The organism is Aneurinibacillus tyrosinisolvens, from assembly GCF_001015055.1.
In the GTDB taxonomy this organism is placed as follows: domain Bacteria; phylum Bacillota; class Bacilli; order Aneurinibacillales; family Aneurinibacillaceae; genus Aneurinibacillus_A; species Aneurinibacillus_A tyrosinisolvens.
Map to the genome: position 1 here is coordinate 1 of NZ_BBWZ01000043.1, position 13,037 is coordinate 13,037.

The 13,037-nt window shown below is 37.2% G+C and carries 6 protein-coding genes and 3 pseudogenes; 5 read left to right on the forward strand and 4 right to left on the reverse strand.

Annotated elements, in window-relative coordinates:
• On the forward strand, positions 1-279 hold a 279-nt coding region (locus MBEAL2_RS32510), incomplete at its 5' end, for a transposase (protein ID WP_082130136.1).
• A 36-nt stretch (positions 280-315) separates the two neighbouring features.
• On the opposite strand, the pseudogene MBEAL2_RS31310 reads toward MBEAL2_RS32510, so the two are convergent.
• Together MBEAL2_RS31310 and MBEAL2_RS23695 are read right to left on the reverse strand one after the other, a co-directional pair.
• Positions 316-447, reverse strand: a pseudogene (locus tag MBEAL2_RS31310) (aminofutalosine synthase MqnE); the annotation flags it as partial.
• 71 nt (positions 448-518) lie between these two features.
• The gene (locus MBEAL2_RS23695) at positions 519-869 is read right to left on the reverse strand and encodes a Mu transposase domain-containing protein (RefSeq protein ID WP_052947958.1); all 351 of its coding nucleotides are present in this window, start codon (positions 867-869) and stop codon (positions 519-521) included.
• A 1,016-nt stretch (positions 870-1,885) separates the two neighbouring features.
• On the opposite strand from MBEAL2_RS23695, the gene MBEAL2_RS23700 reads away from it, so the two are divergent.
• From MBEAL2_RS23700 to MBEAL2_RS23710, 3 genes are all read left to right on the forward strand, one after another.
• The gene (locus MBEAL2_RS23700) at positions 1,886-2,833 is read left to right on the forward strand and encodes a dihydrodipicolinate synthase family protein (RefSeq protein WP_047154710.1); all 948 of its coding nucleotides are present in this window, start codon (positions 1,886-1,888) and stop codon (positions 2,831-2,833) included.
• Between the two features lie 111 nt (positions 2,834-2,944).
• Positions 2,945-3,991: a LacI family DNA-binding transcriptional regulator gene (locus MBEAL2_RS23705; RefSeq protein ID WP_047154711.1), complete on the forward strand. Its 1,047-nt coding sequence runs from the start codon at positions 2,945-2,947 to the stop codon at positions 3,989-3,991.
• Positions 3,992-4,148: 157 nt separating this feature from the next.
• On the forward strand, positions 4,149-5,552 hold the full coding sequence (locus tag MBEAL2_RS23710) for an MFS transporter (protein WP_047154712.1): 1,404 nt from the start codon (positions 4,149-4,151) through the stop codon (positions 5,550-5,552).
• Positions 5,553-5,724: 172 nt separating this feature from the next.
• On the opposite strand, the pseudogene MBEAL2_RS23715 reads toward MBEAL2_RS23710, so the two are convergent.
• Positions 5,725-8,689: pseudogene (locus tag MBEAL2_RS23715) on the reverse strand (Tn3 family transposase).
• Between the two features lie 333 nt (positions 8,690-9,022).
• Here MBEAL2_RS23715 and MBEAL2_RS23725 point away from each other — a divergent pair.
• Positions 9,023-9,505: pseudogene (locus tag MBEAL2_RS23725) on the forward strand (Tn3 family transposase); the annotation flags it as partial.
• A 179-nt stretch (positions 9,506-9,684) separates the two neighbouring features.
• Here MBEAL2_RS23725 and MBEAL2_RS23730 read toward each other — a convergent pair.
• Entirely contained in the window at positions 9,685-12,711 is a 3,027-nt protein-coding gene (locus tag MBEAL2_RS23730) for a DEAD/DEAH box helicase (protein ID WP_052947959.1), read from the reverse strand.
• Positions 12,712-13,037: the final 326 nt, after the last annotated feature.

Consider the following 13,037-nt stretch of genomic DNA (forward strand, 5'->3'; position numbering starts at 1 on the left):
CGTTCTTCTACTTTCGCTCATGCAGTAAAAGGTTTTGAGCGTTGGCTTAATCAAGGCCGTTTCATCCAACATAAAGCGGTCCAATCCTGTCTAAAAACGATGGTCAACTGGCAACAGGAAATCCTTAATTATCACCGTCTTCGTTTTACCAATGCGACCGTGGAAGGTCGCAATAACAAAATTAAAGCCCTTCAGCGCCGCCACTACTTCACACGAAATCCTTTGTATTATAAACAACGGATTCTTCTTGAGTGTAATCAAGAACGTCTAGCTTATTAAATCATGTCAAGATCATTTCGTGGTGTAGAGCCCAAATTAAAATACTTTAATTTCGTTATAATGGGTGTCACGTTCAACAGGAATACGCCCTGCTCCTTGAATCAGCCAAATTAACTCTTCACGAGTAAGCCCAGATGGTGAAAGAGCACCAGCAGAATGACTGATTCTTATGCCATCTAGTTGATTGGCCGTATGATGCCAGCCAACTTTCTTTAAGCGTTCAAGTAGAAGTGGTGTATTCATTGTGATTCACCTCCCTCTAGTTGTTCATACACCTGAAGGGAATGCTGTTCCACTTCAAGGGCATCGGGCTGAGTGTGACGGGTCGCCAAACCGTTAGTTGTCACGTTCAGCCCTTTATAATGCTCTATTTGCGCATGGTAACGGAGCTGCCCGATAAGAAGTGGGTGTTTTGCAATGCATTCGAAGTCATCATAAATTTCAAGGTACTGATTTAATGTTTCCTTTACTTTTACTTTTTTCCCAACGTACCGGAAAGGTACAGAATACTGTTTACCCTGATAGGAAACAAAACGGTCTTTGCTAACTTCCCGCACTTCCCAACGCGTAATAGGAAAGAGAGGCTTCACTCCCCAATTCCCAGGGGAAATTCTAGAAGTATATAAGCTATTAGGGTACAGACCAGATGAAAAAGAACCGAACCGTATTCAATTTGATATAGAAGAAATTCTCAGTCCATTAAAAGGTAAGAAAATCGTTTATTGAACATCAAATCCTTGTACAATCACGGATGAAGAAAAATTAGTCTTTGCATAAAACAGGGCACCTTTATGGTGCTTTCTTTTTTTTGCTTATCTCTTTTAAAGTTGATTGTTGATTTTTTTATTAAGCTATCCTGAAAATATATCTTGCCCAAAATCTGAAAAAGGCAATACAAAAGTAGACCCAACCAAAAAGGTTTTTAAAAAAAGGCTGAGCCTTCTGAATACACTTTAATATGTAATTAAACCTGACTTAGAATTAGCTCCTTTCCTATATAGATATAGAAAATAGGCTAGGCTGGTGCAACAAACCTACTAAGATTAATCTATCCTGCGTGCTTCTCTTCAAGAGAGCGACAATTTGTGGTACACCTGGTCGTTGTATGTCAGTCTACCCTGCGGGCTCAAAGCACCATAGTCGAACGACCTTCCTTCGCCAGCCGTATTACAAGGATTGACAGGTGTAGAGGAAACTAGACAGGGTTAGTATATTTTCATTCATTTGATGGTGCCGTATGATGCGGCATGGGGGTCTACCCTGAAAATTAGTATTTTCATCTTTCTGATGGTGCCACATTTATGCGGCATGATGGTCTCCCATGTAGGAGCGAAGTTTTCTTACATCATCTGTGGTGCTGCGTCGCAGTTTTTTTTGTATAGCAATACTTAACTTAAACGTTTACTGTAAAAATATTGAAATAAAATTAGATAATTGTAAAAATATTCATTAATATCATGTAAAAACCTTATATTTAGGTTATTTTTAATGCGTTATTGTCAGAAAAAAATAAATATGTTGACATTAATGCGCTTTCATATTAATATTAATTACGTAAACGTTTACTATAATTCTAATAAACCACTAATAGAGGAGGATTTTAATAATGAAAGACAAAAAGAAATGGAGCGGTGTATTTCCAGCAGTTCTTATCCCTTTTAAAGATGATTATTCCATTGATGAAGAAGGATTTCGTGCGTTAGTTCGATGGGTGGCAAGTCATGAAGGAATTAACGGTATCGTTGTAAATGGGCATACCGGAGAAATCATGACCTTACTTCCAGAAGAACGTGCGGAGGCTGTACGGATTGCTGTTGATGAGCTAAAGGGTCGTATTCCTGTTATTTCGGGAGTATCTGCAGAGGGAAGTATCGAAGCCATTCAGCATGCTCAAGCCGTTGAAAAAGCGGGAGGAGAAGGAATTCTACTTATGCCTCCTCATTCATGGCTGCGATTTGGAATGCAGCCAGACTCAACAGTTGAATTTTTTAAAGATGTAGCAGAAGCCATTAATATTTCGATTGTTGTTCATCAGTATCCAGCATGGACAAAAGCATCCTATACAACGGATCAGCTGTTAAGAATGGCTAAAATTCCAAATGTTGTAGCCTTCAAACTCGGTGATAGAAGCATCGATAAATATGAAGTAAATGTTAGAGCGTTGAAAAAGAATGCTCCAGATGTAACGATTTTAACGTGTCATGATGAATATCTGCTGCCTACTTTAGTGCAAGGCATTGATGGCGCACTTGTCGGTTTTGGTTGTTTTGTGCCTGATTTAATTGCGGAACTAGTGGAAGCGGTTAAAAATCAAGACCTAGTTGCTGCTAACACCGTTTATGATCGCATTTATGAATTAAAGCAGGCTGTATATAAAATGGATGAACCATCTTCCACTTCTCATTTACGTATGAAAGAAGCCATGTATCAACGTGGATTGATTAGCAGCTCCCATGCTAGACGACCTGTTTTACCTCTAACTGAACAGGAGAAAGAGGAAATTCGCCAAGGATTACTAAAAGTAGGATTAATAAAGGATAGCGTTAAAGCATAAGGAAGCTTACTTTGGGTGGTTGTTGATATTTTACAACCATCCCCCTCTATCATTTAGGTGGGTCTGGTTTATAATTATAGAGAATTTAGATGACCTACGGAGGTAAGGAATGTGAATGTAAGCATAAAGGATATAGCGCGTATAGCAGGTGTTTCAACAGCTTCTGTATCACGAGTGTTGAGTGGAAAACCCGGTGTTGGCGATGAGACAGCAGAACGGATACGTAAAATAGCCGAGGAAATAGGCTATCGCCCCAATTTAGGTGCTAGGGGATTAGCCAAACGAACCACAGGAAATATTGCTGTTGTGGTTCCACGGGGTTCGTTCATACTTAATAACCCGTTTTTTTCCACTGTATTGGAAGGTGTAGCAAAAGGAATTGATCAAACCGACTATAATATGTTAATGTCATTTACTTCCTTGCAGCAAAAGCGTCTGCTAGAAACTCAATCTGTTGATGGCGTTATTCTATTTTCTCCTCGAAATGAGGAATTGAGCTTGGAGTGGCTAAAAAGTATTGGCTTACCCATTGTTGTAGTTGGGAGTTATTTAGAAGAATCACCATTTCCGTGTGTACGTCCTGATGACGAAGACGGAATAAGACAAGCGGTAAAGGCTCTTTATCAGCTAGGACATCAAAACATCGGGATCATTAATGGACCCATGAGTTCCATGCATAGTGTAAGGTGTTTCAATGGATACAAAAGTACGATGCTAGAACTTGGATTAGACTTTTCCCATGAAAATGTTTTCGAAATCGGTGAATTTGATGTATTAAAAGCAACCAAAGTGATGGCAGCTTTTTTGAAGGAGCATAGAAAAATCACTGGAGTTGTATGTTCCTCAGACTATTTAGCGATGGGTGTCATTAAAGCCGCTACCATGATTGGGTTAAAGGTACCTGAAGACTTATCCGTAGTGGGTGCGGATGATGTTCCTATTTCTGATTTTATAACTCCTTCTTTATCGTCTGTTCATGTAGATTTAGTCGGCATTGGAAGAAAAGCCACTTCGATACTCATGGATATGCTTCAAGGAAAACAAATCAGAAAAAGAGATGTAGTATTCAAAATGGAATACATTAATCGCGGAACAACTTCAGTTCCAAATCATCATTTAATACCAGATCCAAAACATGAAAAGGACCACGGTGATTAAAGTTTGATGGATTCTGTCTGAATTTTCATGAAAGCATTTTCAAATAACAAGAGTGAGATATTGAAACGATTCACAAAACCATTGGGACAATAAAATTACGTTTCATCCATACTTTAGTGCAATTTTTAATTTTCGATAGAGGAAGAAGGGTTTTAGTATGAGTATGGAATTGAATCAAAATACTTCGGAAATTATTAAGGAAGTTAACGAGCATAAAGATGAAGTGAATCTATCGCATCGCGCTTCAGAACTGATCGGACGTATTGAAAGTATCCCTTTTTCCCGCTGGCATATCAAGCCGCGGGTCATCATGGGGAGCGCCACATTTTTCGATGCATTTGATGCATTATCTCTGGCGTTCGTTTTACCCGTATTAATTGGGTTATGGAAGTTGACACCGGGACAAATCGGGATTTTAATTGGTATCGGATATCTCGGACAAGCGGTGGGTGCAATATTATTCGGTTGGCTAGCAGAACGTTTCGGGCGCGTTTATAGTGCGAAATGGACGATTCTTTTGATGTCTGTGATGAGTATCGGCTGTATGTTTGCGGGTAATTTCAATGTTTTGCTTCTACTTCGCTTTATACAGGGGATTGGGGTAGGCGGTGAAGTTCCTGTTGCCGCAGCTTATATAAATGAGCTTTCACGTGCACACGGACGTGGACGCTTTTTCATGCTATATGAGCTAATTTTCCCTCTTGGATTGATGATGACCGCACAAATCGGTTCCTTGATCGTACCGAGTTTAGGCTGGAAGTGGATGTTCCTTATCGGTGGTGTAGGTGGGTTCTTAGTTTTCTTACTATTCTTTCAATTGAGAGAATCCCCTCGATGGTTAATTTCTAAAGGTCGATTTGATGAAGCTGAACGTGTTATCGAAGAAATCGAAGCAAGTACGGACAAACGCCTGCCTGTAACAATGAATGCCCCTCAAGCGATCATAAAAGGGGATTGGAAGGAATTATTTTCATCCTTTTATCGGGGGAGAACTTTACTTGTTTGGACTCTATGGTTTTCCGCCTATTTTGTTTCCAACGGACTAAATAACTGGTTACCAAGTCTATATAAGACAGTTTATCACCTTCCACTCGCGGAATCTTTACGAGCAGCATCGATTTCCAACGTTATTCAAACCATCGCCGTTTTCGCTTGTGCATTTCTTGTCGATAGGATTGGACGTAAAAGATGGGCTACCGTTGCATTTTTAGTGGCGGCTTTACTGCTTACTACACTTTGGTTTAACGGTGCTAAGACTCCGGGGAGTGTAATATATCTAGGATCAGCAGCTTATGGTGCCATGGGAACCATCACCGTTCTCCTTTACCTCTATACGCCAGAAATATATCCAACCCGGATGAGAGCCATTGGTACCGCTTTTGCTACCGCATGGTTACGTCTCGCTTCTGCTATAGCCCCCGCCATTGTTGGGTTCGTATTAGGGGCTAAGGGGATTACTTCCGTGTTTATTCTTTTTGCTTGTGTTGCTGTCATCGGTGCTTTACTGGCATTGCGAATGATCGAAACACGTGAAAAAGTGCTGGAAGACATCGCCCCGTAACCTAGTATTACTATCTCAAGGGAATCGTTAGTTCAATAAAAGAGAAGTTATAATGAAAAGAGTCCACTGGCTAAGCTGGTGGACTCTTTGGTATTAAAGGGGTAGCGTCAGGAAAATGCGGATTTACAACGCTAAGCAAATTTTCCTGACGATTCCTCTAATTTTAACAACGTTAAGAAAGTTTTAATGGCCTTAAAGAATTTAAAGAAACCATCTTCTCCGAATTAAAATGATATTCACCAAGTAAGTTAATATGCTCCCAGCCTAAAGGGGACATATAATGCAGCAAGTCCTCATTAAAATTACCGAATCCTTTTTGATACTCAATCGCTTTTGTTAAATGTAGGGTATTCCAAACACTAATGGCATTGATAATTATGTTTAAAGCACTAGCTCTTTGTAATTGATGCTGTAAGGTTCGTTCCCGAAGCTCTCCTTGTTTTCCGAAGAAAATAGCTCTTGCGAGACCATTCATCGCTTCTCCTTTATTTAATCCTTTTTGTATTTTTCTTCTTAAAGCTTCATTTGAAATGTAATTCAGAATAAAGATCGTTTTTTCTATTCTTCCCATTTCACGTAAAGCTGTAGCTAAGCTGTTTTGTCTAGAGTAAGAACCTAGTTTTCCCATAATAAGTGATGCCGAGACGGTACCTTCTTTTATAGAATGGGCTAGTCGCAAAACATCCTCATAATTTTCTTTTATCACCTTTGTATTTATTTGACCACGTAATATGGACTCTAATTTTGGATACTCGCTTGCCTTGTCTATTGTAAATAGCTTTGAGTCCGATAGATCTCTTATCCTTGGAGCAAACTTAAATCCTAAAAGATGGGTTAATCCAAAAATTTGATCTGTATAACCAGCTGTGTCTGTGTAATGCTCTTCTATATTTAAGTCGGTCTCGTGATGCAATAAACCATCCAAAACATGAATGGCATCCCTTGAATTAGTATGAATGATCTTTGTATAGTAAGAAGAAAACTGATCACTCGTAAATCTGTAGATGGTGGTTCCCTTACCAGTTCCGTAATGTGGGTTTGCATCTGCATGTAGAGATGAAACTCCCAGTTGCATTCTCATTCCATCTGATGAAGATGTTGTACCGTCTCCCCAATAGGAAGACAAATCTAACTTGTGGTGAAAATTAACTAATACGGCTTGAGCTTTATTCATGGCATCTTCATGCATTCGCCATTGAGATACGTTGGCTAATTGCTTATACGTGAGTCCGGGAGTTGCTTCAGTCATCTTACTCAATCCAATATTCATCCCCATTCCTAAAAGGGCAGCCATGATAATGATGGTTTCTTCTCTATCTGGTTTTCGATTATTAGAAGCATGAGTAAATTGCTCATGAAATCTTGTTATATGAGCAACGTCCATAAGTAGATCGGTTAATTTTATCCTTGGTAGCATCTGATAAAGGTTTGCACTAAATTTTTTTGCTTCTTCTGGAACATCTTTTTCTAACCGTGCAATTGAAAGTTTTCCTTTCTCAAGGGAAATTCCCTCTAACTTGTTCCAATTGGCAGATAACCATCTCAGTCTTTCTTGAAGACTATTTGTTCTCTCTGTAATATAGTCATCGAATGATAAACTAACTGATAACCTCGTATTCTCTTTGGTTTGATTCCACGTATCTTCTGAAAACAAATATTCTTCAAAATCTCTATACTGTCTGCTGCCTACAATGGAAACATCCCCAGCTCGAACATGTTCCCTTAGTTCCGTTAAAACAGCCATTTCATAATAATGACGATTGATTGTGCCGTCATCCTCATATAAGTGCTTTTTCCAACGATTTGAAATAAAATCCACAGGTGATTCGTTAGGTACTTTTCGCTTTCCGGATTCGTTCATTCCTCGTATAATCTCGACAGCCTGTAAAAGTGGTTCATTTGCCTTTGTAGAATGAAATTCCAATACCCTTAATAGGGTCGGTGTATACTTTCTAAGTGAATAAAATCGTTTTTGCAATAAGTCTAAATAATCATAGTCGACTGGCCGAGCAAGTTCCTGAGCTTCTTCTACAGAAGAGACAAAAGAGTTCCATTCAATAACAGATTCTAAAACCTCAAAAACGTCTAATTTCTCTTTTTTTGCTTTAATCAATGCTTGTCCGATGTTGGTAAAGTGTATTATTTTTTCATTCAGCTTCTTACCGTTTTGCTTTTGAATTTCTTCTTGAGCCTTACGACCTTTCGATAACAGGCTAAGTATTTGTCGATCATGAATTTCGAAAGCTTTATCTGTTAACTCTTGAGTAAGATGTAATAAATATACAGTTAATATTGAATAACGTTTATTTTCCTGAAAGTCACGGAAGGCATATGGCTCATACCTTGAACCTAAGCGAGAAAGCTGTAGCAGGCGATTCCGATGTAAATGATCAATTGTAACCGTCTCTAATTTTATTCCTCGTATAAATTCAAGCCTTTCTATTATTTTTAAAAATGTTTCAGGTGACGGATGACCGGGTGGTTCTTTTAACCAACCTAATATCGTTTTATTGGATTCGGATTGATGTTGCGAAGTAATGATCTCTTCAAGCTTCCCTTTTTGAGCATTTGTTAAAGATTGACTAACGGTGTTATATATCCTCTTTTCAGCCATTGCTCTTGCTTCCCACACCATTTCTTTCGATTGTAGTAATAGCAGGTTGTATAATTCGGTTTTTCCTCAAAAATTCTACACATTCGTGTAGTAAATGAATGGCATCTCCATTCTCCAAGGCTAACTGATGAAGGTGTTTAAATGTCATTCGATATTCTTTTAGAGTGAAAGTTACAAAGTCGTATTCAATACGAATTTCTTTCAAATGATCCCAAAGTGTATTTTCTCTTTGAGGATAAAGACTTAGCGAAAATGGAGTGGCACCAATTTGTTTTGCTATGTAATGTATAACGGATTCAGGGATGCCTTTAATATGAGTGTAAGGCCAACCGGGATACCGAAGAACGGCTAATTGAACTGCAAACCCCAAACGGTTTTCTTCTCTTCTTCGCTTATTTATGATTTCTAAATCTCGTTTGGAAAAAGTATAGTAGGTTCCCATTATCCACTCATCTTCTGGAATTTGCATGAGAGTTTGTCTCTGATCCGGTGTAAGTAATTCTCTTCCTCTTGCAATTTTCATTTGTTTCAACTCATTTCTATAAAATTCAGTCTATTAAAATAATTATATATCAATAGAGTGTACCCTAATGGGATAGTTAAGATAGTTGCTAAAACAAAGGGAGGTTAGTTGAACAACATCTTAACTGTTGCTTTGAAATAAAGTTTGATCAAAAACACCTTACAAACCCGTATTTTACGGTAAATAAGAAGAATCCATTTTGAAAAAAAGATTGATCAAAATGGATTCTTCTCTAGCATATTTAAGTTTCAGTTTTATAAAAAAGTTTGATCATTTTCTATCATTGATCTTAAACAATATCCCCCTATTGTTTAAGTGTATTTCTTCACAAAGATTCTGAAAAATATTAGTTCCTATCCACGTCAAAATGGCTTGTCCGTAGCCCTACGTGAAATCGGACGGATCGAGAGAAGTTTATACACTTTGAAGTGGCTGCAAAGTCCAGAACTTCGCCGGCGAGTTCAAATTGGTTTAAATAAAGTGGAATCAAGGAATTCGCTAGGTCGTGCGGTATTCTTTAACCGATTGGGTGAGGTACGGGATCGATCGTATAAAGATCAGTTTTATCGGGCGAGTGGACTAACACTGATCGTAGCTGCTATTATCGCATGGAACACTGTTTATTTATCTCGTGCCGTAGAAACTTTATATGCCAACGGAATGGAAATTCCCGAAGAACACTTAAAACATCTTTCACCGTTAGGTTGGCAACACATTAATTTGACAGGTGATTACGTATGAAATTTAAAACAGCGTATCACTCTCGATAATCTTCGCCCCCTTCGTGAGAAGAACATTCAAATTAAGAAAAGATAATCTAAAACAACCGACTATTTTTACTAAACGTACAATTCTCCCGAGATGATACGGTGACCCCTATAACGACATAAAGAAAGGGACTCCCGATTAATTAAGGATAATCCTGTTAATACCTTGCTCTGAAGCAATTTAGAATTTATTATGTTTTTAGCATATAAATAGAAACAAAACGGTTATTAAATACTAAAATAACATGTTAATTGCAAGCCATAAGTATCCTTTAAATAAGTATCAGTTGCCAAGATAATTTGTTTCATTGAATTTGTAATCTCCGAAATCGAGACTCCTGGCTGAACAACAGATATTTCAAATTCCGTTTCAAAACCTGATTTAACCATCTTTTTCAACATGTGTAAAGTTTGCAAATCTCCCTTCTCAAACCGTGTTTCATCGTAGTTTCTCTGTCTCATATTTTCTCGTTCAATCATTCTTTGAACAATTTCTAAGACATTATCATTCCACATAATTGATTTTTCAGCTTGTCCACATACTTCATAGAGGTCTGAAACACGAGCACCTGGACGTTCCCCGTGTGAGTATTTACAATGGTAGAGGTGAAATACAACTTTTCGCTGTTCCATATCAATTTTGACCGAAACTACATCTGCAATTTCCCCAGAACCATCATCATCGAAAATAATATCTGCTGTCTGATCTACAATATGATGTATCGTAGCGTATTGAATTGAATCAGTCTTTCTTCCTTTTCCTTGAGATTCTGAGTTAATATCGACTCCTAAGTCAGTCCAGTTGATAGCAAATAAAGAATCTAATGGCAATTCTATGCCACTTTTTGGTTTGATAACTGTTTTCAAATTTTCTTGAACTACTATAATCGTTCCATCGCTTTGTATAAACGATATTTCCGGTGAATAGTCGTACAGATAATTAGACATTTTAACAATTTTGCTACCGGATTTGACTAACAACTCCTCACCTTCAATTTGCTTGAAACTGTATGAAGTCTCATTTATAATCTGCTCAAAGATAAATTTTCTTTCATTTATCCTAAATTCGAAGCGAAGGTTTCCATCAACTAAACCAGGATTCTTTAATTCTGTTTGAAAAAAAGGAAATGTCTTTTGTTCCTTAGTGATATATAACTGCTTTGTAGAAGAATTGGAAATTTCAATTAGTTCTGGCAACAAAATTTTATAAGGTACACCATCTGGAAATTCCTTAATAACTTCTAAAGCGAGTGAATTATTTAATATATAATTGGTGTCAATAGTTTCATCCAAAATCTTCTTCCCTATATTCTGACACCAATCTGTCCAAAAATTTATCCGTTCTACCCAGCGCATCCAGACTTTTCCTTTATACGAGCATCCAATACTAATGCGTCCCCCATCTTGATATCCATAACCGAATAAATTAGATTTAGTCGAACCAGACACAACAGCCTCATTGATTCCAGACTTAATATCAGTACCAGCAAACATTCTAAAGCTAATCCTTCCGCTAGGTTGTTGCTTCAACCCTAAAGTTCCAATCATCAATCGATTTATTCCATCTAAACTACGATATATTGAATCACCCTTGATTGCTAATGCTTTCGGAAAAATACTTTCCACAAGCTGATTTCCTTTCCCAGCATCAGTTTCGTTTATATGAATGATTCCATTCTCTTCATCAAAAAACAACACAAAGAAATCATAATCATATTCCACTATATCCTTTTGATCTGACCAGACTACTTTTTTTTCAATTTCCTCAATAAAAATGTAAACAGAGTCTTCCTCATTTATTAATGGTGTTGTTCTATCTGAATCCAAAACTTGTTTCCATCCATCTACAAAAAATCTTTTTGATTGGTATCGAAACATTCGGGTACTTATTTTCATCTTTAGTTGGGATAGATCTATCTCCTTTACATGGCCTTTTTCAAACTTACCAAAGAATTCATTGAGTTCAACTTCTTTATCGATTGCTTGATGAGAATGTATATTAAGAAGTTGATTCCAATCAGAATCTTGACGATATAACTCTTCAATCGATTCCTTCAAATCATCCATCGCCACATTTGTAATGAGCTTTGCATTACCTAAATTATTTCCACTTGTTCGAGCGAATCGCCCAATAAATTGAAGTGTAATTGGAAGGGACTTATATTTATCATGAATTGCCGCAATTTTAAGTGTTGGAATATCTATGCCTTCACCAAACATATCTACACATACCACTATTTTTGCAATACCATCTTTAACCTGTTTCAAGTATTTATTTCTCTGTGCAAGTGGAATGCCTGTGTGAATTACAACTGGATTATACTCTTTATATTGAGAGTATATTTTTTCATATAACTCATCAGCACGTTTACGGCTCTTCGCTCTCGCTAGAAGTACATGCTCGTACCCTTGTTCCAGATCTTCCCCCAAATGCTGTATTGCAATTTTTGCGATTTCCTCATCAGACTTTCGCTCGTCAAATTCTTGAATTGGATAAAAGTCGATTGGCTTAAAATATCCTGCTTTTTGCGCCAGTGCCAAACCATAATTGAAAATTATTTTACCATCAACCTTTTTGCCATCATTTCTAAATGGAGTTGCAGTAAATTGTAGAATCTTCTTTCCTAAAAATCTTTCTCTTACCGTTCCCCACTCAGGAGCTACGAGATGATGCGCTTCATCAAAGATTACAACTTCTACTTTTTCTACAAGTTTATCCCAAACGGATGAAGGCATTTTCTTAATCATACCGGGAGTTGAAACAACTATATTAGCCTCCTCAAGTGCATAAATCATAGTTATTTCATCCTTAACTTCTACTTTTGATTTGTAAAGAAAAGTAGTCGGATAAATAACTTCATCAGAAATCATTTCTAATTTTCGAAGTATACCGAAATGACTCGCTCCTTCAAAAATTTGTTCCCTCAGGAGATTAGACGGTACAATAATTAGTGTTGTAGATATTCTTTCAGAAATAATCGTAGCATACATTGTTTCAGACTTGCCTGTTCCAGTAGGTAAGACAATTGTTGCTGGAGAACTTGATGTCGCCCAATGTGCACGAATTGCAGATAATGCTCCAAATTGAGGCAAACGCAAACCAATTTCACCTTGGTTTCGAGATATTCTCTCCTGGTACGCAAATTTCCAACTATCAACAATTTCTTCTCGACTGAAGGTATTACCGTCAGCATCCGTACAGCGACTTAACTTATTTCCACGACCAATTGTTGAGATTATGTTTTTATACGTCACCAAACAATCCCTTCTTTCTGTTATAAATTAACAGCTCATCCTTTTAATTTTATTATAACAGACACAAAGAAACCTTTATGTTAATGTTAAAACGTTCTTCCATGATTAAATAAACCTGTTCCTAGTTAAAATTAATGTTTCTCTTTATGCTAAACCGGAGAGATTTATTGAGAAAACTAACTTACAAATGAGGAACTATCGTAATAAACCTACTTAAACTATCCTGCCCCTATAGTTAAAGAAAAAAATCCTGTAAAAACAAGATTTTAATCAAACTTTATTATAAATTATCAATCTTTATTTTAAATAATCGAACTTTGTTTTAA

Coding starts and splice junctions, on each gene's coding strand:
- MBEAL2_RS23700 (WP_047154710.1), top strand. CDS start 1,886: ATGAAAGACAAAAAGAAATGGAGCGGTGTATTTCCAGCAGTTCTTATC.
- MBEAL2_RS23710 (WP_047154712.1), top strand. CDS start 4,149: ATGAGTATGGAATTGAATCAAAATACTTCGGAAATTATTAAGGAAGTT.